This window comes from Arthrobacter sp. I3, from assembly GCF_000520575.1.
Taxonomy (GTDB): domain Bacteria; phylum Actinomycetota; class Actinomycetes; order Actinomycetales; family Micrococcaceae; genus Arthrobacter; species Arthrobacter humicola_A.
In genome coordinates this window covers 11854-33640 of the sequence record NZ_KI914939.1, presented here as the reverse complement: position 1 = coordinate 33640, position 21787 = coordinate 11854, and the positions used below count along the sequence as shown (strand labels likewise).

The window sequence follows — 21787 nt, the reverse complement described above, 5'->3', positions numbered from 1 at the left end:
CACAGGACATCCCGCCAAACCTGAGGGAGCGTCCCCGGACTTCCCGCCCAAGGTGAGGGAGCGTCACAGCCGCCGTCGACCACCCATGGATGAGGGAGCTGCCCGCCAGCCGACGGCCGTCGACAGAAGTGCCGCAGGAGGTTGTGAGACTTCCCACCGCGGGCCCCCGTTGACCTGGTGCCGTTAGCCGGTGGCGGGTTGCTCGCCTAGAATTGGGGGAGATGTACGGACTTCGAAGCGCTTGATTTCGGGTTGCGTAGGAAACGAAACACGGAACAGAGCGGCTGCGATTGCGCCAGTGGTCAGCTCACAACAGGAGGACTCCAGCATGGCTGAGCACAATGATGGCAACCGCGGCGGCAAGGCCCACGGCAACTCTGGCGGACGCAGTTCCGATGGAGTCCCTTTCCGCGGCACCAGCAACTCTGGCGGCGATCCCCGCGGATTCCGTTCCAGGGAAGACCGTGACCGCAAGCCGTATGGCGATCGTGCTCCGCGTGAGGGCGGGGATCAGCGCGGCTTCGGAAACAGCGAGCGTAAACCGTACAGCGGCGGCGGCGACCGTAAGCCGTATGGTGATCGTGCTCCGCGCGAAGGCGGAGGACAGCGCAGCTTCGGTGGCGACAGCCGTCCGTCCTATGGTGACCGCAAGCCGTACAGCGGCGGCGGCGACCGTAAGCCGTATGGTGATCGTGCTCCGCGCGAAGGCGGAGGACAGCGCAGCTTCGGTGGCGACAGCCGTCCGTCCTATGGTGACCGTAAGCCGTACAGCGGTGGCGGTGAGCGTAAGCCTTATGGTGACCGTGCCCCGCGTGAGGGCGGGGATCAGCGCGGCTTCGGCGGTGGCGACCGCAAGCCTTATGGCGATCGTGCTCCGCGTGAAGGTGGGGGTCAGCGCAGCTTTGGTGGCGACAGCCGTCCGTCCTATGGTGACCGCAAGCCGTACGGCGGCGGCGGCGACCGTGACCGTAAGCCGTATGGCGATCGTGCCCCGCGTGAAGGTGGCGGACAGCGCAGCTTCGGCGGCGACAGCCGTCCGTCCTATGGTGACCGCAAGCCGTACAGCGGCGGCGACCGTAAGCCGTATGGTGATCGTGCCCCGCGTGAGGGCGGCGGACAGCGCAGCTTCGGCGGCGGTGGCGACCGTGACCGCAAGCCCTACGGCAGCGGCGAGAACCGCAAGCCCTTCGGCACCCGTGAGGATCGTCCCGCACGGGGCTTCGACCGTGGCGACTCAGGCCCGCGCCAGTATGGACGCGATCGCCCCGAGGACCGTCCGGTTCGCGTGCCCAATGCCCGCGACCTCCGCAGCGCCAACCGCCCCGACCGGGAGCGCTCACCCCAGATCGACGAGGACGTCACGGGCAAGGAGCTTGACCGTGCCACGCAGCACCAGATCAAGACCCTCGAAGGCACCAGCGCCGAATGGGTGGCCCGCCACCTCGTCATGGCCGGGCGGCTCCTGGACGAGGAACCTGAGCTTGCCTTCCAGCATGCCCTGGCAGCCAGCCGCCGTGGCGGACGCCTCGCGTCCGTCCGCGAAGCTGTCGGCCTGACCGCCTACGCAGCCGGCCACTATGGTGAAGCCCTTCGGGAATTCCGGACCTACCGCCGGATCAGTGGCTCCAACATGCACCTGCCGGTCATGGCCGACTGCGAACGCGGCCTTGGCCGCCCGGACCGTGCACTGGACATGGCCCGGTCCGACGAAGCCAAGGATCTCGACGCCCCCGGCAAGGTGGAACTGGCCATCGTTGCAGCCGGTGCCCGCACCGACCTCGGGCAGCTCGACGCCGCGGTTTCCGAACTGGAAATCCCGCAGCTGGACATCAACCGCGCCTTTTCCTACAGCCCCCGGCTGTTCCGTGCCTATGCTGACGCGCTGACGGCAGCCGGCCGCGCTGCCGAAGCCACCAAATGGCAACGCCAGGCCACTGTGGCAGAAAACGCGCTGGGCCTCGGGGCTGACGAGGAACCCGACATCATCGATCTCGGCTGGGACGAGGAAGAAGAAGCCCGCGAGGAGGAACGGCAGCGCCGCCTCCGGGCGGAGGAGCATGCCGACACGCACGCCGGAACCGAAGAGCGCGCACCGCGTGCCGCAGGTGCCGCTGCGGCGGCAGAGGCCACCGGCGCCGCAGCCGGTGTGGCCGGCTTGAACGCGGGCGATGAGCTCGCCAGCGACGACGCCGAAGCCGACTACTTCGAGTCTGACGACCCCGAGTCCGACCTGGATTCAGTGGAATCCGACGTGCTCGACGAAGCTGATGACGAAGCTGATCACGAAGCCGAGGACGAAGCCGATGACGAAGCGATCGCCGAGGCCGACCTGGAACTGAACGATGACGCGGACCAGGAACTCTCCGCTGACTCAGAGCGGGCCCAGCACGAAAGTGTGGAGGACTAATCGCATGACGGGTACCGCCCTGATCTCCACCTTTGATGCCCTGCTCTCTGACCTTGACGGCGTTGTCTATGCCGGGCCCAACGCCATTCCCGGGGCCGTCGAGTCGCTGCGCCGGCTGGCCGGGGTGGGCGTCGGGCTGGGCTACGTCACCAACAACGCATCCCGTTCCCCTGCACAGGTGGCCCAACACCTGCGCGATCTCGGCGCCCCCGCCGAGGACCACCAGGTGGTGAGCTCCTCGCAGGCGGCGGCAGCGCTGCTGGCGTCGATGCTGCCGGCCGGGGCACACGTGCTGATCACGGGCAGTGCCGCACTTGCCCGGGAAATTGAACTGGTTGGCCTGGTTCCCGTCCGCGGCGCGGAGGATGACCCCGTCGCCGTCGTTCAGGGCTTTAGTCCGGAACTTGGCTGGAAGGACCTCGCCGAGGCGTCGTACGTCGTCGCCGGCGGCGCCCTGTGGGTGGCCACCAACACGGACTGGTCCATTCCCCAGGCGCGTGGAATTGCCCCCGGTAACGGGACGCTCGTGGCCGCCGTGGCAGCCGCGACCGGCAAGAGCCCGATCGTGGCCGGCAAACCCGAAGCCCCCCTGTTCCACACGGCCGCCAAGCGGCTGGCGGCGGACCGGCCGCTGGTCGTCGGTGACCGCCTGGACACCGACATCCTGGGCGGCAACAACGCCGGTTTCGCCACCGTCGCCGTGCTGACCGGAGTGGACACAAGGGAATCGATCCTCGCAGCACGGTCTGTGGAACGCCCCGATTTCCTCATCAATGACCTGACCGGCCTGTACGCGCCATACCCTGCCGTAGAGCACGACGCCGGGCGGTTCCGCAGCGGCACGGCCTCGGCGATCGTGCGGGGGCAGTCGGTCCACATCAGCGGCGACCCCGCCGACCTCGATTCGTGGCGTGCCGCCTGTTCGGCCTGGTGGGCCGCAAACCCCGAGACGACCAGCGCGCTGCCTCCGGTCCTCGAGTGGTCCGATCACTAGGCTGGACACATGAGCGAGCTACACCAGGGACTGGACCAGGCCCCAGACGAACAGCCGGCTGAGGCGCCGACCCCTGCGGCCGAAGTCGCCTGGCCCGAGCTGCCGACGCAGCAGCTCCCGGCGGAGCTGTCCGGGCATGCGGCACCAGAACATGCGGCAGCAGTCCTGGATCCGGCTGTCAACGCTGTCCTGGACCGCCTCGGGGCCGTGCGGCAAATGCCTGTGTCCGGGCACGGCGAAGTGTATGCAGGCATGCATGATGCCCTGCTGGAGGCCCTGAACGAAGACGTGGCCGGACACGCCGGCGTGGCGCGCCGCATCCATGCCGCGGGGAACGGGGGATCGTGAGCCGGCTTGACCAGGCACTCGTCAGCCGGGGGCTCGCCAGGTCCCGGACCCATGCCGCCCGGCTCATTGCCGAGGGCAAGGTGAGCTCCGGCGGCGAGGTCCTCGCCAAGGCGTCCCTGCAGGTCCCGGAGGACGCCGCGCTGGACGTCACGGCCTCGGCCGAGGACGGCTACGTCAGCCGCGCCGGGCACAAGCTGGCCGGCGCGCTGGATGCCTTTCCCGCCGTCGACGTCGCAGGCAAACGGTGCCTCGACGCCGGCGCCTCCACCGGCGGGTTCACGGATGTGCTGCTTCGGCGCGGTGCTGCCCACGTGGTGGCCGTCGACGTGGGGCACGGCCAGCTGGTGCCGGAAATCCAGAATGACTCCAGAGTTTCCGTGCACGAAGGCCTCAACGTCCGCTACATGGCGGCCGCGGAAATCGGCGGACCGGCCGCCCTGACGGTGGCTGACCTGTCCTTCATCTCGCTGACGCTTGTGGTGGCGCCACTCGCGGCCTGCACCCTGCCCGGCGGCGACCTCGTCCTCATGGTCAAGCCACAGTTCGAGATCGGCAAGGACCGGCTGGGCCGGACCGGCGTGGTCACCTCGGAACGCGAACGCCGGCTCGCCGTGGGCAAGGTGGCTGCCGCCGCCGTGGACGCGGGCCTGGTCTTGTCAGGCCTCGCCCAGAGCCCGCTGCCGGGCCAGGACGGCAATGTCGAATACTTCCTGTGGATAAAACGCGCGATGTCGGAAGTCCCGCCTAAGATCGAGGAGCGGGACGCAGCTGTTGCTGCGTTGCTCGGAACAATCTGGCCGAACCACTAGTACCACCAGAAGGCGGAACCTGATGAGCAGGCGTGTCCTGATCCTGGCCCACACAGGGCGCGAGGAGTCCCTCAAGGCTGCCTGGGAAGCGTGTGCGCTGCTGCACGAATCCGGGCTGGTCCCCGTGCTGCAGGAGAACGAGCTCGGGGACATGGTCCGCTTCTTCGGCCGGCTCGACCATCCGGTCGAGGTCCTTCACGACCACGTGAAGCTGCCCGAGGTGGAACTTGTCATGGTGCTCGGCGGGGACGGCACTATCCTCCGGGCTGCCGAACTGGTCCGCGAAGTCGACGTGCCGCTGCTTGGGGTGAACCTTGGCCACGTGGGGTTCCTGGCCGAGAGCGAACGTGCCGACCTCGCCCAGACCGTCGAGTGGATCGCCAGCCGTGACTACACGGTGGAGGAGCGCATGACGATCGACGTCCAGGTCTGGGTCCGCGGCCAGAAGATCTGGCACACCTGGGCCCTGAATGAGGCCGCGATCGAAAAGGGCAACCGGGAACGGATGCTGGAGGTGGTCACCGAAGTCGACGAACGCCCCCTGACCTCATTCGGCTGCGACGGCGTGGTCCTGGCCACGCCCACAGGCTCCACGGCCTACGCGTTTTCCGCCGGCGGTCCCGTAGTGTGGCCCGAGGTCGAGGCCCTTCTGATCGTGCCGATCAGCGCCCATGCCCTCTTCGCGAAGCCGCTCGTGGTTTCGCCGCGGTCCCGGCTCGCCGTCGAGATCCTGAACCGCACCGACGCCCAGGGCGTCCTCTGGTGCGACGGCCGCCGCTCGGTGGATCTGCCGCCCGGCGCGCGCGTCGAAGTGACCCGCTCCGCAACGCCCGTGCGCCTGGCCCGGACACACCAGACCCCCTTCTCCGGCAGGCTCGTGCGCAAGTTCCAGCTCCCCATCCAGGGCTGGCGCGGCCCCGTGCCGCAAACCCGGGCCATCCACACCGGCCCCCTCCCAATCATCCGCACGCCCCGTCCCATGCCGCCGCTTCCCTCGCCGCGCCACGAGGGAACTGCCGACGCGCCCGATCCCTCGCCAGATCCCACAACCGAGAAGTGAACCATGCTTGAAGAACTGCGTATCCGCGACCTCGGCGTCATCACCGACGCCACCCTGCCGCTGGGCCCGGGCCTCAGCGTGGTGACCGGTGAAACCGGTGCCGGCAAGACCATGGTGGTTACCGCCGTCGGGCTGCTCCTCGGTGCCAGGTCCGACGCCGGTGCCGTCCGCAGCGGCGCGAAGAGCGCCTCGGCGGAGGCTGTGCTGAAGCTCGACGCCGGCCACGCTGCCGTCGCGCGGTCCAGGGAAGCCGGGGCCGAGGTGGAGGAGTTCGACGGCGGTGTGGAACTGCTGCTGGCCCGCAGCGTCGGGGCCGACGGCCGCAGCCGGGCCTATCTGGGCGGACGCGCCGCGCCGGTGGGGGTGCTGGCCGAAATCGGCGAAACCCTCGTGGTGGTGCACGGACAGTCGGACCAGATCCGGCTCAAGAGCCCGGTGGCGCAACGCGGAGCCCTGGACAAATTCGCAGGCGAGAGCCTTGCCGGCGCGCTTGCCGCCTATCAGGACCTCTACGCGCACTGGCATGCCAGCCAGGGCGAGCTGGACTCCTTGCGCAGTGCCGCGCGTGAACGCCTCCGCGAGGCCGAGTCGCTGCACGTAGCCCTGGCCGAGATCGACGCCGTGGACCCGCAGCCGGGGGAGGACGAGGCCCTCAAGGCCGAGGCCGTGAAACTGGCCAACGTCGAGGAACTGCGGATCGCGGCCAGCACCGCCCACCAGGCGCTCATCGCCGAGGACTTCGGTGAAGAAGCCGACGCGACCACCCTCGTGGACGCTGCCAAACGCACCCTGGAGCACGTTGCCGAACACGACGGGGAGCTGGGCTCCGCCGCGGCACGCCTGGCCGAGGTCGGCTTCCTGCTCAACGACATCGCCGCTGAACTCGCCAGCTACCAGGCCGCCCTTGACACGGAGGGTCCGGAACGGCTCGCCGAAATCGAGGACCGCCGGGCCGCGCTGGCCAAGCTGGTCCGCAAGTACGCGCCGAGCATTGACGAGGTGCTGGTCTGGGCGGACGAGGCCCGGGCCCGGCACGAGGAACTCCAGGACGACTCCACCCGGATCGAAGCGCTGGACGCCGAGGTCGCCCGGGCCGAAACCGAGCTCCGGAAGAAGGCCGCCGGGATCAGCAAGGCCCGCACCAAGGCCGCAAAGGACCTCTCCGCGCGGGTCAGCGCTGAGCTCACGGCGCTGGCCATGGCCGATGCCACCCTGGTCATCAATGTGGAGTCCGCGGGCCAGCTGGGACCGTTCGGGGCCGACGAGATCTCCTTCCTGCTTCAGCCGCACTCCGGCGCGCCGGCCCGGCCGCTGGGCAAAGGCGCCTCGGGCGGTGAACTCTCCCGCGTCATGCTCGCCATTGAGGTGGTGCTTGCCGCCGTCGATCCCGTCCCGACGTTTGTCTTCGACGAGGTCGACGCCGGCGTCGGCGGCCGTGCCGCCGTCGAGATCGGGCGCCGGCTGGCGATGCTGGCCCAGCACGTCCAGGTCCTCGTGGTGACCCACCTGCCGCAGGTGGCCGCATTCGCAAACCAGCACATCAGGGTTACCAAGACCTCCGTGCGGGGCGCTGACGGGGCTACCGCCACCGGCTTCACCTCCAGCGACGTGCAGTTGCTGGACGAGGCCGAGCGGGTCCGCGAACTGGCCCGCATGCTGGCCGGCCAGGAGGACTCCGAATCGGCCCAGGCCCACGCCCAGGAGCTGCTGGACGACGCCAAACTCCTCCCGCAAAGCTAGGCGGGCCCGAATGGACCGTCGCAGGGACTCCCGGCGGGACCGCTGCTAGGACAACAATCACATCGGGATCCCGCCAAGGAACCCGTGGAAGGCCGAATTGATGATAAGCTCAAACCCCGTGGTGCAGCGATCAAACTCTCGTGTAAATTCCCGGTTTCCGGGCTCGTCCAAGACGACCAAACACATCTTCGTCACCGGTGGTGTAGCGTCCTCGCTCGGTAAGGGACTGACGGCTTCGAGCCTCGGCCACCTCCTGCGGGCACGCGGTCTGTCTGTAACAATGCAAAAGCTCGATCCCTATCTGAACGTGGATCCGGGCACGATGAACCCCTTCCAGCACGGCGAAGTCTTCGTCACTGACGACGGCGCCGAGACGGACCTGGACATCGGCCACTATGAGCGCTTCCTCGATGAAAACCTCGAAGGATCGGCCAACGTCACAACCGGCCAGGTCTACTCGACCGTCATTGCGAAGGAACGCCGCGGCGAATACCTCGGCGACACCGTCCAGGTCATCCCGCACATCACCGATGAGATCAAGCGGCGCATGCGGCTTCCCGCCGAGGGCAAGAACGCCCCCGACGTCATCATCACCGAAATCGGCGGCACGGTGGGCGACATCGAGTCCCAGCCGTTCCTCGAATCCGCCCGCCAGGTCCGCCAGGACATCGGCCGCGGAAATGTGTTCTTCCTCCACGTGTCCCTCGTGCCGTACATCGGCCCGTCGCAGGAGCTGAAGACCAAGCCGACGCAGCACTCCGTTGCCGCGCTGCGCTCCATCGGCATCCAGCCCGAGGCAATCGTGATCCGGTCGGACCGCGAAGTCCCGCAGCCGATGCGCGACAAGATCGGCCGCATGTGCGACGTCGACATCGACGCCGTGATCGGCTGCCCGGACGCACCGAGCATCTACGACATCCCGAAGACCCTGCACTCCCAGGGCCTGGATTCGTACATCGTCCGCGCCCTGGACCTGCCGTTCAAGGATGTGGACTGGACCAGCTGGGACAAGCTGCTCGACGCCGTCCACAACCCGAAGCACGAAGTTGAGATCGCGCTCGTGGGCAAGTACATCGACCTGCCGGACGCCTACCTGTCCGTCACGGAGGCCCTGCGCGCCGGCGGCTTCGCCAACGACACCAAGGTCAAGATCCGCTGGGTCCCCTCGGACGAATGCGAAACCCGCGAGGGCGCCGTGCAGTCCCTGGCCGGCGTCGACGCCATCTGCGTTCCGGGCGGCTTCGGCATCCGCGGCCTGGAAGGCAAACTCGGCGCCCTGAAGTACGCCCGCGAAACTAAGCTCCCGGTCCTGGGCCTGTGCCTGGGCCTGCAGTGCATGGTGATCGAGTACGCCCGCAACGTAGTCGGCCTCGAGGGAGCGTCCTCGTCCGAGTTCGAGCCGGACTCCAAGTACCCCGTCATCGCCACGATGGAAGAGCAGCTGGACATCGTTGACGGCAAGGGCGACCTTGGCGGCACCATGCGCCTGGGCTTGTACGAAGCCAAGCTCGACGAAGGCTCCGTCGTCGCCGAGACCTACGGCGCCACCAAGGTCAGCGAACGGCACCGCCACCGCTACGAGGTCAACAACAAGTACCGCGATCAGATCGCCGCCAAGGGCCTGTCGTTCTCCGGAACGTCGCCCGACGGCAAGCTGGTCGAGTTCGTGGAACTTCCCCGCGACGTCCACCCGTACTACGTGGCCACGCAGGCGCATCCCGAGCTCAGCTCGCGGCCCACGCGCCCGCACCCGCTGTTCGCGGGCCTGATTGAGGCTGCCCTTGGCCACCAGCGGGCCGGCGACGCTGCGCCCGCTGCCAGCAGCAGCCCGAGTGCAAAGGCCGATGCCCCGGCACCTGCGCCCAAGCCCTCGTCGGCAGCAGTGTCCAAGTAATTTCCAACTGAATCAAAGGACGGCGCGATGCCCGGTATGTCTGAGACCCCCAATGCTGCACGGCAGGTTTCGGATGAGCCGAGCCCGCGCCGTCTTTTGTCGTCCCGGAAGGTGTACGAGGGCAGGATCTGGGACGTCGTCAGCGACAGTTTCCAGCTCAACGACGACGGCGACACCCTGGTCCGGGACTATATCGACCATCCCGGCGCGGTGGCGGTTCTCCCGATGAACGACGACGGCGACGTGCTGCTGCTCCGGCAGTACCGGCACCCCGTCGGCATGGATCTCTGGGAGATCCCCGCCGGGCTGCTGGACGTCGAAGGGGAGGACTTCGTCGTCGGGGCCGCCCGCGAACTGGCCGAGGAAGCGGACCTCGTCGCGGACCGCTGGAACGTGCTGGCGGACTTCTTCAACTCCCCGGGATCCTCCAGCGAGGCCATCCGGATCTACCTGGCCCGCGGCCTGAGTGAGGTGCCGGGACATGAGCGGCACGTCCGCACCGACGAGGAAGCCGAAATCGAACTGCGTTGGACCCCGCTGGATGAGGCCGTGCGGGCGGTCCTTGACGGCCGCCTCCACAACCCGTCCGCCGTCGTCGGCGTCCTGGCTGCTGCCGCCGCCCGCGCGGGCAACTTCGAAAGCCTCCGCCCGGCCGACGCGCCCTGGCCCGCCCATCCCAGCCAGCGCTAGTGGAGCCGCTGATCGCCGAACCGCCGGCCCCGGCGCAGCTTCCGGCCCCGGCGCAGGCAGCCGCTCCTGAACGCCCGCCCGCCAGGGCGTTGACGGCGATCGACCGCGCAATCACTGACTACCTGCAGCACATGGGCGTGGAGCGGGGCCTCGCGGCCAACACGCTCTCCGCTTACCGGCGGGACCTGGCCCGCTACGCCAGGCATCTGGCCCACGCGGGCCGGGAACGCCCCGCGGAGATCACCCGGCACGACGTCACAGCCTTCGTTCAGGCGCTCTCCGACGGGTCCGACGGCGGCTCCGCCTTGGGCATCCGCTCGGCGGCCCGGACGGTGGTGGCTGTGCGCGGACTCCACAAGTTCTGGGCCCTCGAAGGCATCACGTCCACCGACCCGGCCAGCGACGTCCACCCGCCCATGCCCGGCAAGCGGCTGCCCAAGGCCATCAGCGTCGACGAGGTCACCCGGATCCTCGAGGCGGCCGGCACGGACACGGCTACCGGCCTGCGCGACCGCGCGCTGCTCGAATTCCTCTATTCCACCGGTGCCCGCATCAGCGAAGCCGTGGGCCTGGACGTTGACGACATTTCCCTGCATACCTCCGGCGGGTCCGATGCCGGCGAAGGGCCCGCGATCGTCAGGCTCTTCGGCAAGGGCTCCAAGGAACGCCTCGTCCCGCTCGGATCCTATGGGGCACGAGCCCTTGACGCCTACCTCGTCCGCGGCCGGCCCTTGCTGGCCGCCAAGGGCAAGGGCACCCCTGCCCTGTTCCTCAACGCCCGCGGCGGCAGGATCAGCCGGCAAAGCGCCTGGACCATTTTGAAGGCGGCGGCGGACAGGGCCCACATCACCAAGGACGTTTCGCCGCACACGCTGCGGCACTCCTTCGCCACCCACCTGCTGGAGGGCGGCGCCGACGTCCGGGTGGTGCAGGAACTGCTGGGGCACGCCTCGGTGACCACCACGCAGGTCTACACCCAGGTGACGGCCGATACGCTGCGGGAGATCTACGCCGCCGCGCACCCGCGCGCCCTGGGCTAAGGCATAGTCCGCCGGTCCCCGCACCGCGCCGGTTACGGCGAACTTTTTTGCGGGCCTGTGTAAGGAAATGCCGTTCACTGGACACTTACACATCAAGAAGAAGTCATCGATGTCCGGGGGAACCACCATGTTGGCTGCCAAAGAGCAAGCGTTCATTGATCTGCACACCCAGCACTCCGCGCGGGTCTACCGCTACATTGCCTGCCGTATCAGTGACGGGCACCGCGCCGAGGAACTGGCCGCGGACGTCTTCAGAATTGCCTGGGAGAAGGAGCTGGCGGAACCGCCCGGCATTGGCTGGCTGTTGGCAACGGCCCGGAATGTGGTCGGCAATGAGTACAAGGGCCGCCGTCGCCGCCAGGAACTGGTCGAAAGGCTGAAAGACGATGTCCGCAGCCAAGCTCCCGGGTCAAACGATGAAGAACGAGCCGCCGTGGCAGAGGTGCTGGTGCAGCTCAGGGAGCGGGACCGCGAAGTCCTCATGCTCTCCTACTGGGACGAGCTGACCATCGCTGAACTGGCGCAGACGCTGGGATGTTCTTCATCCGCCGCTGCGGTTCGCCTGCACCGGGCCCGCCGGGCGTTCGCGAAAGCTGCCCCCTCACATCTCATGACCGAACGGAAGGACTAGCCATGGACCGCATCGAACAGCTCATGAGGGATGCAAAACCTCGGGTGGGAGCGCCGGGAGCAGAGTCCGGAAGCGACTCTGCCCGCTCAATCGTATTTTCTACGGATCCGAATGTCGTCCTTTTGGCAGGGCGCACTCCGGCACGACGCAATGCGGTGCGGGCTGCGGCCGCGACTGTACTGGCCGCTGCAGCCATCGTTGGCGCGGTGGTTGTCGGCGGCAATCTGATGCCCCAACCAGCACCGGGGCCTGCCCAGACGGGCATCCCGGCCCCGACTGTCTCCGCGAGCCCATTGCCGTCGTCCCCAACCCCGTCCGCTGCCTCACCAGCCGCCCCGTCGTCTCCCACGAAAGCGAGTCCTGCCGCTTTGAGCACCGGCGGGGTCGCATGCACCCTGGCCAACATTGACCAGCAGCGCAATGACCAGCAGCGGGCGATCATCCCGATTGCCCCCGCCGAACAGGGCTACTACACGGTGCTGGGCTGCGCCGGCGGATGGCTCGCCTACTCCATTTCCGGTGACGGGATCCGGGCACTCCAGCTCGATGGCGGCAACGCATGGTTCAAGATCGCCAAACTGCAGAACGGCCGATTCCTCTGCGATGTCCGGCAGGAGTGGTCCAGCGTCTACAACTGGGAGTTCCAAGCCACGAACAACCAGGGCCTCACGCCGCAGCAGGCCATGGACAAAGAATTCGCGCAGAAGGGGATACCAGTCGAACTGAGGCAGCAGCTTGTCGGCGACGGCCCGGCCGCCGGATAGCGCCGGCAGCCTGCGGCAGCTATAGGGTTGAGCACATGAAGCTCACGCCCGTCACTCTCTGCTTCCCGCTCCGTGATGCGGAGAGCGGCACCGAGGTGCTGCTGGGCATGAAGAGGACCGGCTTTGGCATCGGCAAGATTGTGGGAATCGGCGGCCACGTGGAGCCGGGGGAGAGCGACGCCGAGGCCGTGGTCCGCGAGGTCTGGGAAGAAGCCGGGATCATAGTGCTCCAAGAGGACCTGGCCCACGCCGGCGTTGTCGAGTTCATCTTTCCGGCCCGGCCCGACTGGAACATGTCGTGCCGGCTCTTCACCACCCGGCGGTGGCACGGCGAACCCGCCGAGAGCCCCGAAATCACGCCCGAATGGTTCGACTCCGCGGCGTTGCCGCTGGAGCGGATGTGGCAGGATGCAGGGCACTGGCTGCCTCCGGCGCTGGCAGGCGAAACGATCGACGTCGTCGTGGTCCTCAACGAGGACAACGAGACCGTTGCGTCGGTCCGCATCCCGCGACGCTGAAGTCCGCGGGCAAACAGCACGGGCCGGCCACCTACGAATAGGTGGCCGGCCCGTGCCGGCTGTCCGCGCCCGCGCGTCCCGCAGGAAGCCCTGCTACGCCAGGTGCCGTTCCTCGACGCCGTTGTACTCGCTCAAGGGGCGGATCAGGGAGTTCGAATCCAGCTGCTCCATGATGTGCGCCGTCCAGCCCGTGATGCGGCTGGCGACGAACAGCGGGGTGAACGTGGCCGTGTCGAAGCCCATGAGGTGGTACGTGGGTCCGGTCGGATAGTCGAGGTTCGGCTTGATCCCCTTCGCCTCGTCCATCGCCGTCTCGAGCCCGTTGTAGAGGCCCAGCAGCTCCGGCCGGCCATAGTGCGCGATCATCTTGTCCAGCGCCGACTTCATGGTGGGCACCCGGGAGTCGCCGTGCTTGTAGACGCGGTGGCCGAAGCCCATGACCTTCTTTTTGTGGGCCAGGGCGTCCTCCATCCAGGCCTTGGCCCGGACGTGGGCGTCCTCCAGGGACTCCTCCGGCCGGATGCCGATCTCGTCAAAGGTGTGCATGACGGCCTCGTTGGCACCGCCGTGCAGCGAACCCTTGAGTGCCCCGATGGCGCCGGTCACGGCAGAGTGCAGGTCCGAGAGCGTGGAGGTGATGACCCGGGCCGTGAAGGTCGAGGCGTTGAAGGAGTGCTCGGCGTACAAAATCATGGAGACATTGAACGCGTCGACTACTTCGGGGACGGCTTCCTCACCAAACGTCATCCAGAGGAAGTTGGCGTCGTAGCCCAGATCCTCGCGGGGTTCCACCACGTCCTGGCCGTGCCGGCGCCGCTGGTCGTAGGCCACCACTGCCGGCATCGCGGCGAACAGATCGATGGCCTTGGCCAGGTTGGCTTCGCGTGAGGCGTCCTCGGCGAGGGGGTGCCGGGCACCCAACACCGACGTGGCTGTCCGGCAGACATCCATGGGGTGCGCGGTGGTGGGCAGCGCGTCAATCACCTGTTTGACGACCGGATCCAGGGCGCGCCCGGCGCGTTCCCGGGCGGTGAACTCCGCCAGCTGCTCCGCGTCGGGCAGCTCGCCGTTCCAGAGCAGGTACGCGACTTCCTCGAAGCTGCACTTGGCAGCCAGTTCCTGGACGGGGTAGCCACGGTACAGCAGCGAGTTCGTGTCCGGGTTGACCTTGGAGACCGCGGTGTAGTCCACCACGACGCCGGCGAGGCCCTTCTTAATGTCCTGTTCAGCCATGCTGAAACTCCTTTGTTCCTAACGCCTGTATACCGGCACGTGCCGGAGGTTCTATGCGGGGCTTACTTACCGGGGATCTGGAAATTAAAGACTCCGGTATCGAAACGGTTGTAAGCCTCGTAATCAACGAGATCGTACAAACGCGCACGGGTCAGCATGCTTCCAACCTGTGCCTCCTGGGTTCCGTCGGCCTTAATCGATTCCAGAGTACGCTCCGCAGCACCCATGGCACTACGGAGCAGCGTCACCGGATAAATGACCATATTGACGCCGACGCCGGCCAGCTCCTCCACGGTGAACAAGGCACTCTGGCCGAATTCGGTCATGTTGGCCAGGATCGGGACGTCAACGGCATCCCGGATGGCCTGGAATTCGGCCAGGTCCTTCATCGCCTCCGGGAAGATCGCGTCCGCACCGGCCTCCACGAGCGCTTTGGCGCGCTCTTGGGCGGCCTCGAGCCCGTCCGTGGCGCGGATGTCGGTCCGGGCCATGATCAGGAAGTTCGGGTCGCGGCGGGCATCGGCCGCGGCCCGGATCCGCTTGGTGGCGGTCTCCAGGTCCACGACGTTCTTCCCGTCGAGGTGGCCGCAGCGCTTGGGGTTGAACTGGTCCTCGATGTGGCAGCCGGCCAGGCCGGCGTTCTCGAGTTCCTGGACCGACCGGGCCACGTTCATGGGCTCACCGAAGCCGGTGTCGGCGTCGACGATCGCCGGCAGGTCCGTCATCCGGGCGATCTGCCCGGCGCGGGTGGCCACCTCCGTGAGGGTGGTCAGCCCGATGTCCGGCAGGCCCAGGTCATTGGCGAGGACGGCGCCGGAAATGTACACCCCGGCGAAGCCCTTCTCCTCGATCAGCCGCGCCGAGAGCGGGTTGAACGCGCCGGGGAACTGGGCGATGGTGCCGGAGGCGAGGATTTCGCGGAACCGGATCCGCTTCTGCTCAGGTGTGACCTTCGAATACAACATTAGAAGAGTCCCTTCGGGGCGCCGGCGAGGTCGATCACGCCGTCGGCGGCCTGGATGTTCAGCTGGTCCAGCTCGCCGGCGGCGAGCTCGGGGAGCCGGGCGGCGGCGGCAAGGAAGCGCTCGATCTCCTCGTCGGCCACCAGGCCGGCGGCGAGGGTGCGGAACTTGTTGACGTACTGCTCCCGGGCGAACGGCCGGGCGCCCAGCGGGTGGGCATCGGCGACCGCGATGTCATCGGTGATGACCGTGCCGTCCTTGAGCGTGATTTCCACGGTGCCGCCGAAGGCCTTCTCGGCGATGTCCAGGGAGTGGTAGCGGCGGGTCCATTCCGGATCCTCGACAGTGCTGACCTTGTGCCAGAGTTCCACGGTGTCCGGGCGGGCAGCGCGTTCCGGGGCGTAGGAGTCAACGTGGTGCCAGGTGCCGTCCTGCAGGGCGACGGTGAAAATGTACGGGATCGAGTGGTCCAGCGTCTCGCGGCTGGCCGTCGGATCGTACTTCTGCGGGTCGTTGGCGCCGGAGCCGATCACGTAGTGGGTGTGGTGGCTGGTCTTGATCAGCACGGATTCGACGTTGGCCGGGTCCGTGACCTCGGGGTGTTCGCCGTTGAGCTTGCGGGCGAGGTCGATCCACGCCTGGGCCTGGTATTCGGCCGAGTGTTCCTTGGTGTAGGTGTCCATGATGGCCCGCTTGGCTTCGCCGGCCTCGGGCAGCGGCACGGTGTAGGAGGCGTCCGGGCCGTCCAGCATCCAGGCGATCACGCCGTCTTCGCCCTCGTAGATCGGCACGGGGGAGGTCTGGCCGCGCATCGCACGGTCCGCGGATTCGACGGCCATCTTGCCGGCGAACGCGGGGGCGTGCGCCTTCCAGGTGGAGATTTCGCCCTTGCGGGACTGCCGGGTGGCGGTGGTGGTGTGCAGCGCCTGGCCGACCGACTGGAAGATGGTCTCGACGTCCAGGCCCAGCAGGGTGCCGATGCCGGCGGCGGCGGAGGGGCCGAGGTGGGCCACGTGGTCGATCTTGTGCTTGTGCAGGCAGATGGCCTTGACCAGGTTGACCTGGATCTCGTAGCCGGTGGCGATGCCGCGGACCAGGTCCAGGCCGCTGGAACCGACGTGCTGGGCGACGGCCAGGACCGGGGGGATGTTGTCACCCGGGTGCGAGTAGTCCGCGGCCAGGAACGTGTCGTGGTAGTCGAGTTCACGGACCGCGACGCCGTTGGCCCAGGCAGCCCATTCGGGGGAGACACGTTCCTCGATGCCGAAGACCTTGGCGCCCTTGCCGCCGGTGCTGGGGCCGTGGGTGAGGGCCTGGGCCCGGGCCGCGACGATCGGGGCGCGGTTCAGCGACGCGATCGCCACCGAGGCGTTGTCGATGATCCGGTTGATCACCATGTCGGTGACCTCATCGGTGACCTCCACGGGATCAGCGGCGACCTTGGCGATCTTGTAGGCGAGCTGGTCCTCGCGGCCCAGGTTTTCTTCGCTCTTGTAAACGCGGACGTGGTGTTCCTTAACCATGGTGCTCCCTTTGCTGAGGTGTATGGGTGGCTTTGACGTGCGAAAGACTGCGGTGCAGGTGAAGCGTGGTGGCGGCCTCGGCCAGGCGCGGGTTGCCGGCGGCGATCGCCTCGGCGATGGCCGCGTGCTCGGCGGCGGCGGCAGTAAGCCGGGCGGCGTCGTCGGCGGCCAGCCGGCGGACGCGCACGAGGTGGACGCGGAGGCTGCGCATGGCCTGGACGAGGTAGGCGTTGGAGATGGCGGCGTCGATGGCCGCGTCCAGCCGTCCGACCAGCCCGTAGTAGTCGTGCAGGGCCGGATCCTGTCCGCCGATCAGTTCCGGGGCCTGGAGCAGTTCGCGCCGCAACGCATCGAAGGTTGCGGGGTCGCCGCGCTCGGCGGCGAGGGCGGCGGCCCTGCCCTCGAGGGTTTCGCGCAGTTCGAACAGTTCGTCGATGTCGTCCAGGGAAATGTCGGTGACGACGACGCCGCGGCCGCCCGCCGTCGTCGTCAGCCCTTCGGCCGTGAGCCGGCTGAGGGCCTCCCGCAGCGGGGTGCGGGAGATGCCGAGGCGCGCCGACTGTTCCACCTCCGCGAGCACGGTTCCGGGCAGGAGGCGCCATTCGATGATGTCGTCGCGCAGGGCCGCGTAGGCCTTGTCGCTGGCGCGCATCCTGCCTCCTTCGGTGGTGGCTGTGTCGGGATGGAACATCATCAGTGTATACACGCGACGGCTCTTTGCCCAGCAATTGCCGCCTGTGGTGAACAAATAGCCGAGTTGTGTATACATGACCCTTGTGTCGCCGGTCCGCCCCGGTTTACCATGGCTGCATCACAACGTCGTGGACAGGATGTACGTCATGGTCACCAAGAGCTACCGGGCCGCCTACGAACGGAGCCTGGAACATCCCGCAGAGTTCTGGCTGGAGGCCGCCGAAGGGATCTCCTGGCAGACACCACCGCGGCAGGCCCTCGATACGGGCCGGGCGCCGCTCTACGACTGGTTTCCGGACGGGGTCCTGAACACGTCGTACAACGCCCTCGACCGGCACGTCGCCCAGGGCAGGGGTCAGCAGGATGCCCTGGTCTACGACTCCGCGATGTTGGGCATCCGGCAGAGCTATACCTATGCGGAACTGACGGACCTCGTGGCCCGGTTCGCCGGTGTCCTGCGCCGCAGCGGCGTCGGCAAGGGCGACCGCGTGGTGATTTACATGCCGATGATCCCCGAGGCCGTGATCGCGATGCTGGCCACCGCACGGCTCGGCGCCGTGCACTCGGTCGTCTTCGGCGGGTTCGCCCCCAAGGAACTTGCCGCCCGCATCCGCGACGCAGCCCCCGCGGCGGTGGTGACGGCGTCCGGCGGCATCGAGCCGTCGCGCCGGATTGAGTACCTGCCCGCCGTCGCCGAGGCCCTCAGTATCGCCGGCGCCGCCGGAACCCCGGTGCTGGTCAAGGCCAGGGACGGCTTCGCCTCGACGGTGGCCTCCATGGCGGCCGAGCACCCCGGATGGCTCGACTGGGACACCGAGATGGCCTCCGCCGAGGCGGCCGCGCCGGTGGACGTCAAGGCCACGGACCCGCTGTACATCCTCTACACCTCGGGCACCACCGGCTCGCCCAAGGGCGTGGTGCGGGACAACGGCGGCCACGCCGTGGCCCTGAAATGGACCATGGAAAACCTCTACGACGTCGGTCCCGGCGACGTCATGTGGACCGCCTCGGACGTCGGCTGGGTGGTGGGCCACTCCTACATCGTCTACGGTCCGCTGCTGGCCGGCGCCACCACGGTGCTGTACGAGGGCAAGCCGGTGGGGACGCCCGACGCCGGCGCGTTCTGGCGGGTGATCCAGGACCACAAGGTCAACGTGCTGTTCACCGCGCCCACCGCGCTGCGGGCCATCCGCAAGGCCGACCCTGAGGGCCGTTTCCTGGACAAATACGACATTGCCAGCCTGCGGACCCTGTTCGCGGCCGGCGAGCGGCTGGACACCGATACCTTCCACTGGGCCTCCCGGGTGCTCGGTGTTCCGGTGGTCGACCACTGGTGGCAGACGGAGACCGGCTGGGCCATCTGCGCCAACCCCCGCGGCCTTGGCGGACTGCCGATCAAGGCCGGGTCGCCGAGCGTCCCGATGCCCGGCTTCCGGCTCAACGTCGTCGACGGCGCCGGCGGGGACGTCGAGGCCGGCACGGAAGGCAACATCGTCCTGGGCCTGCCGCTGCCGCCTGGCACCCTGACCACGCTTTGGCGCAACGACGACCGCTACATTTCCTCCTACCTCCAGGCGTTTGAGGGCTACTACGCCACCGGTGACTCGGGCTACCGGGACGAGGACGGCTACGTCTTCGTCATGGGCCGCACAGATGACATCATCAACGTCGCCGGACACCGGCTCTCCACCGGCGCCATGGAACAGGTGATCGGTCAGCACCCGGCAGTTGCCGAATGCGCCGTGATCGGCCTCGCCGACCCGCTCAAGGGCCAGCGGCCCAGCGGCTACGTGGTCCTCAAGTCCGGGGTTGACGTGCCCGAGGACGTCCTCGTCAAGGACCTGATCGCCCTGGTCCGGCGCGACATCGGGGCCGTGGCGGACTTCAAGCACGTCACCGTGGTGGACGCCCTGCCGAAGACCCGTTCGGGAAAGATCCTGCGCAAGACCATGCGCCAGATCGCCGACGGCGAGACCTACGTGGTGCCCTCCACGATCGAGGACGCCGGCGTAATCGACGCGCTGCTCGACACCCTGCGCCCCGGCCCTGCGAAGTGACCGGAGCAGCCTCGTGGTCTAGTGATAGTCGCCGGCCCGTTCGCGGGCGATTTCCAACAGGGTGGAGTGGAAGGCCACCTCGGCCGGGGCATAGACCTTGTCCTCCCGCTGCGCCAGCAGTATCCTCCGCAGCGGGGCAGCGGAACCCAGGCTCAGGACCTTCACGTCGGGATGCTGAAGTGCCACGGCGGTCTTGGGCACCATAGCCACGCCCATTCCCACGCTGACCATGGCCTGGGCCTCCTGGTAGTCGTTGGCCAGGAAGGCAATCTCCGGTTCGAATCCGGCGTCGTGAGCGGAACGCTGCAGCACCTCCACGACGGGGTGGGCCTCGGCGCGCACGATCCAGGACTCGTTGCGCAGGTCTTCCATGCTTACCTGCTCGCGCTCTGCGAGTGGGTGGCTGCGGGCCACCAGGATGACGGTGCTCTCCCGGAAGACCTCGGTTACGCGGATGGAATCGTCCCGGAACGGGTTCCAGGGGTAATCCCAGAGCAGGCACAGACCCGTGACGCCGGACTGCAGATCTGCGACGAGTTCATCGAAGCGGGCGCTGCGCAACGAGAGGCTGATGGCCGGGTAGCGCTTTTTGAAGGTCCGGATGACGATGGGCAGGAAGGATCCGGCCAGGGTTGGGAACGTACCCACGGTCAGGGAACCGCGTCTGAGGCCCGCAATCTGGCCCAGGTCGGACCGGGCTGCCTGCATCTGCCAGACGATCTTGCGGGCGTGGCCGGCCAGAACCTGGCCGGCCTCGGTGGGCACCACCCCGCGGGAGCGACGGGTGAGCAGAGGCTGCCCCACCTCCTGCTCGAGCTTGCGCAGCTGCTGGGAGACGGCCGAGGGCGTGTACATCATCAACTCGGCCGCCGCGGTGATCGAGCCCTGCTCCACCACCTCCAGCAAAAGCGCCAGCCGCCTTATATCGAACAAATCCTGGCCTTCGTCCTTTAGCAATGCTTCACCCTCCTTCGCCTTTGGTTCATTCCCTGCCGGGACCAGGCCTCCCTTGAGGACTTCGAGCACTTTTCCTGGCAACAGACGCTTTGCAGCTGGGGAATAATCCTTCAGCGCTCTATGAGTTAAGCAATCCTACATCCCTCTGAAAAAATCCAACATTGTCTAAAGTTGTGATCTGGCTCAATCTCTTTTCAGGTCCTCATTCAAGTCTGAGGCACGAGGAGAAGCGGGAAACACCATGAAGATCGAAGCCCAATGGATGCGCGGAGGCACCAGCAAGTGCTGGGTGTTCGAAGCGGAGCATCTTCAGGCGGGCGGCACCAGCCTCGATGTGCTGCTGCCGCGGCTGTTCGGCAGCCCGGATCCGCGCCAGATCGACGGCGTCGGCGGCGCCACCTCGACCACCAGCAAGGCCGTGATCCTGCACCGGCCCGTCAGTGGGGATGTCGACGTTGAGTACACCTTTGCCCAAGTGGGCGTCGAAGAGGCCGCGGTGGACTGGGGCAGCAACTGCGGGAACGGCTCGGCGGTGGTGGGTCTGTACGCCATCGAGAAGGGCTGGGTGCTCCCCAACGGAGACGTCACCCGGATCGTCACCCGCAACACCAACACCAACCAAATCATCGTCCAGCGCGTGGCCACCCCTGCCGGAGCCTTGGCCTCCGTTCCGGACGCCCGGATGCCAGGCGTACCCTTCCCCGGCCACGCTGTGGGGCTCGGCTTCCAGGACCCTGCCGGCAGGACCACCGGTGCGCTGCTGCCCACCGGAGCGGCCACTGACACCCTCACCGCCGGCGGAACCCGCTGGACTGTTTCGATGGTCGACGCCGGAGCGCCCGTGGTGATCGTCAACGCCGAAGAACTGGGCCTGGACCCGGCCAGGTACGACAGCTGGCGCGCCGGAGTGGAGCTGCAGCTGGATACCCTGGAGCAGATCCGGCGGCAGGCGGCGGTGCGGATGGGGCTGGTCCGCACAACAGCCGAAGCGGCCCGGGCCATCCCCAAGCTCGCCATCGTAGCCGCGCCCGCCCAGGCCGACCCAGGTTGCGACGCCAACGTCATGATGCTCTCCATGGGCAAGCCCCACCCGGCCCTGGCCATCACCGGCAGCATCGCCCTGACCCTGGCCGCCCGCACCACCGGCACCGTGCTGCACACCATCACGGGCGACTCCCTGGGGAGCACGCTCCGGCTCCGCACCCCCGCCGGGGTCATCGAGACCTGGAGCGAGGAGCACGACGGGACGCTCCTCGTGGGCGTCGACCGTACGGCCCGCACCATCGCCACAACCATCATCCATCTCCCCGAGGTCCCCGGCAGCCCCGTCGCTGCCTCCCTCGCGGGAGCCACCCGCTGAGGAGACGATCATGACCAAGACTGAGCACCGCACCGCTGTCGCTGCGGACCAGACCCGGGACAACGATGCCCCGCGTCCAACCCGCCGCCGCCGAATCCTACTGGCGG

19 protein-coding genes are annotated in these 21787 nt (G+C 67.8%); 14 read left to right on the top strand and 5 right to left on the bottom strand.

What is annotated here, in order from left to right; genetic code table 11:
- Nucleotides 1-328: 328 nt before the first annotated feature.
- The 12 genes from Y706_RS30315 to Y706_RS0116100 all read left to right on the top strand — a co-directional run bounded on the left by Y706_RS30315 (nucleotide 329) and on the right by Y706_RS0116100 (nucleotide 12895).
- Nucleotides 329-2407, top strand: coding sequence for a hypothetical protein (locus Y706_RS30315; protein ID WP_043436302.1), 2079 nt, complete (start codon nucleotides 329-331; stop codon nucleotides 2405-2407).
- Between the two features lie 4 nt (nucleotides 2408-2411).
- Nucleotides 2412-3401: an HAD-IIA family hydrolase gene (locus Y706_RS0116150; protein ID WP_028277419.1), complete on the top strand. Its 990-nt coding sequence runs from the start codon at nucleotides 2412-2414 to the stop codon at nucleotides 3399-3401.
- Between the two features lie 9 nt (nucleotides 3402-3410).
- The gene (locus tag Y706_RS25885) at nucleotides 3411-3749 is read left to right on the top strand and encodes a hypothetical protein (RefSeq protein WP_043436301.1); all 339 of its coding nucleotides are present in this window, start codon (nucleotides 3411-3413) and stop codon (nucleotides 3747-3749) included.
- Nucleotides 3746-4558, top strand: a complete 813-nt coding sequence (locus tag Y706_RS0116140; protein WP_028277418.1) for a TlyA family RNA methyltransferase — start codon at nucleotides 3746-3748, stop codon at nucleotides 4556-4558. Before Y706_RS25885 ends, Y706_RS0116140 begins: the two co-directional genes overlap by 4 nt.
- A 22-nt stretch (nucleotides 4559-4580) precedes the next feature.
- On the top strand, nucleotides 4581-5618 hold the full coding sequence (locus Y706_RS0116135; protein WP_028277417.1) for an NAD kinase: 1038 nt from the start codon (nucleotides 4581-4583) through the stop codon (nucleotides 5616-5618).
- A gap of 3 nt (nucleotides 5619-5621) precedes the next feature.
- Complete coding sequence (recN, locus tag Y706_RS0116130; protein WP_028277416.1) at nucleotides 5622-7358, top strand: DNA repair protein RecN; 1737 nt, start codon at nucleotides 5622-5624, stop codon at nucleotides 7356-7358.
- Between the two features lie 100 nt (nucleotides 7359-7458).
- Nucleotides 7459-9252, top strand: a complete 1794-nt coding sequence (locus tag Y706_RS25880; RefSeq protein WP_043436300.1) for a CTP synthase — start codon at nucleotides 7459-7461, stop codon at nucleotides 9250-9252.
- 27 nt (nucleotides 9253-9279) lie between these two features.
- Nucleotides 9280-9942, top strand: a complete 663-nt coding sequence (locus Y706_RS0116120; RefSeq protein WP_028277415.1) for an NUDIX domain-containing protein — start codon at nucleotides 9280-9282, stop codon at nucleotides 9940-9942.
- 89 nt (nucleotides 9943-10031) lie between these two features.
- Nucleotides 10032-10982 carry a site-specific tyrosine recombinase XerD gene (xerD, locus tag Y706_RS0116115; protein ID WP_028277414.1) on the top strand — a complete coding sequence of 317 codons (951 nt, stop codon included), beginning with the start codon at nucleotides 10032-10034 and terminating at the stop codon, nucleotides 10980-10982.
- Between the two features lie 67 nt (nucleotides 10983-11049).
- Entirely contained in the window at nucleotides 11050-11613 is a 564-nt protein-coding gene (locus Y706_RS0116110) for an RNA polymerase sigma factor (RefSeq protein ID WP_253906814.1), read from the top strand.
- Between the two features lie 368 nt (nucleotides 11614-11981).
- Nucleotides 11982-12377, top strand: a complete 396-nt coding sequence (locus Y706_RS0116105; RefSeq protein WP_028277412.1) for a hypothetical protein — start codon at nucleotides 11982-11984, stop codon at nucleotides 12375-12377.
- Between the two features lie 35 nt (nucleotides 12378-12412).
- Nucleotides 12413-12895 carry an 8-oxo-dGTP diphosphatase gene (locus tag Y706_RS0116100; RefSeq protein WP_028277411.1) on the top strand — a complete coding sequence of 161 codons (483 nt, stop codon included), beginning with the start codon at nucleotides 12413-12415 and terminating at the stop codon, nucleotides 12893-12895.
- A 93-nt stretch (nucleotides 12896-12988) separates the two neighbouring features.
- Here the strand turns inward: Y706_RS0116100 and Y706_RS0116095 are convergent, their stop codons facing one another.
- From Y706_RS0116095 to Y706_RS0116080, 4 genes are all read right to left on the bottom strand, one after another.
- On the bottom strand, nucleotides 12989-14128 hold the full coding sequence (locus tag Y706_RS0116095; protein ID WP_028277410.1) for a bifunctional 2-methylcitrate synthase/citrate synthase: 1140 nt from the start codon (nucleotides 14126-14128) through the stop codon (nucleotides 12989-12991).
- Between the two features lie 62 nt (nucleotides 14129-14190).
- Nucleotides 14191-15093 carry a methylisocitrate lyase gene (gene prpB, locus Y706_RS0116090; RefSeq protein ID WP_028277409.1) on the bottom strand — a complete coding sequence of 301 codons (903 nt, stop codon included), beginning with the start codon at nucleotides 15091-15093 and terminating at the stop codon, nucleotides 14191-14193.
- Entirely contained in the window at nucleotides 15093-16613 is a 1521-nt protein-coding gene (locus Y706_RS0116085; protein ID WP_028277408.1) for an MmgE/PrpD family protein, read from the bottom strand. The genes prpB and Y706_RS0116085 overlap by 1 nt, the downstream gene beginning before the upstream one ends.
- The gene (locus Y706_RS0116080) at nucleotides 16606-17265 is read right to left on the bottom strand and encodes a GntR family transcriptional regulator (protein ID WP_028277407.1); all 660 of its coding nucleotides are present in this window, start codon (nucleotides 17263-17265) and stop codon (nucleotides 16606-16608) included. The genes Y706_RS0116085 and Y706_RS0116080 overlap by 8 nt, the downstream gene beginning before the upstream one ends.
- A 187-nt stretch (nucleotides 17266-17452) precedes the next feature.
- Between Y706_RS0116080 and Y706_RS0116075 the strand changes: the two genes are divergently transcribed.
- Nucleotides 17453-19363, top strand: a complete 1911-nt coding sequence (locus Y706_RS0116075; RefSeq protein ID WP_028277406.1) for an AMP-binding protein — start codon at nucleotides 17453-17455, stop codon at nucleotides 19361-19363.
- An 18-nt stretch (nucleotides 19364-19381) separates the two neighbouring features.
- Here the strand turns inward: Y706_RS0116075 and Y706_RS0116070 are convergent, their stop codons facing one another.
- Complete coding sequence (locus Y706_RS0116070) at nucleotides 19382-20320, bottom strand: LysR family transcriptional regulator (RefSeq protein WP_028277405.1); 939 nt, start codon at nucleotides 20318-20320, stop codon at nucleotides 19382-19384.
- A gap of 241 nt (nucleotides 20321-20561) precedes the next feature.
- On the opposite strand from Y706_RS0116070, the gene Y706_RS0116065 reads away from it, so the two are divergent.
- Entirely contained in the window at nucleotides 20562-21680 is a 1119-nt protein-coding gene (locus Y706_RS0116065; RefSeq protein WP_028277404.1) for a PrpF domain-containing protein, read from the top strand.
- Nucleotides 21681-21787 lie beyond the last annotated feature (107 nt).

Coding starts and splice junctions, on each gene's coding strand:
- Y706_RS0116100 (WP_028277411.1), top strand. CDS start 12,413: ATGAAGCTCACGCCCGTCACTCTCTGCTTCCCGCTCCGTGATGCGGAG.
- Y706_RS0116080 (WP_028277407.1), bottom strand. CDS start 17,265: ATGCGCGCCAGCGACAAGGCCTACGCGGCCCTGCGCGACGACATCATC.
- recN (WP_028277416.1), top strand. CDS start 5,622: ATGCTTGAAGAACTGCGTATCCGCGACCTCGGCGTCATCACCGACGCC.
- Y706_RS0116150 (WP_028277419.1), top strand. CDS start 2,412: ATGACGGGTACCGCCCTGATCTCCACCTTTGATGCCCTGCTCTCTGAC.
- Y706_RS30315 (WP_043436302.1), top strand. CDS start 329: ATGGCTGAGCACAATGATGGCAACCGCGGCGGCAAGGCCCACGGCAAC.
- Y706_RS25885 (WP_043436301.1), top strand. CDS start 3,411: ATGAGCGAGCTACACCAGGGACTGGACCAGGCCCCAGACGAACAGCCG.
- Y706_RS0116135 (WP_028277417.1), top strand. CDS start 4,581: ATGAGCAGGCGTGTCCTGATCCTGGCCCACACAGGGCGCGAGGAGTCC.
- Y706_RS0116065 (WP_028277404.1), top strand. CDS start 20,562: ATGAAGATCGAAGCCCAATGGATGCGCGGAGGCACCAGCAAGTGCTGG.
- Y706_RS0116075 (WP_028277406.1), top strand. CDS start 17,453: ATGGTCACCAAGAGCTACCGGGCCGCCTACGAACGGAGCCTGGAACAT.
- Y706_RS0116095 (WP_028277410.1), bottom strand. CDS start 14,128: ATGGCTGAACAGGACATTAAGAAGGGCCTCGCCGGCGTCGTGGTGGAC.
- prpB (WP_028277409.1), bottom strand. CDS start 15,093: ATGTTGTATTCGAAGGTCACACCTGAGCAGAAGCGGATCCGGTTCCGC.
- Y706_RS0116120 (WP_028277415.1), top strand. CDS start 9,280: ATGCCCGGTATGTCTGAGACCCCCAATGCTGCACGGCAGGTTTCGGAT.
- Y706_RS0116085 (WP_028277408.1), bottom strand. CDS start 16,613: ATGGTTAAGGAACACCACGTCCGCGTTTACAAGAGCGAAGAAAACCTG.
- Y706_RS0116110 (WP_253906814.1), top strand. CDS start 11,050: ATGCCGTTCACTGGACACTTACACATCAAGAAGAAGTCATCGATGTCC.
- Y706_RS25880 (WP_043436300.1), top strand. CDS start 7,459: ATGATAAGCTCAAACCCCGTGGTGCAGCGATCAAACTCTCGTGTAAAT.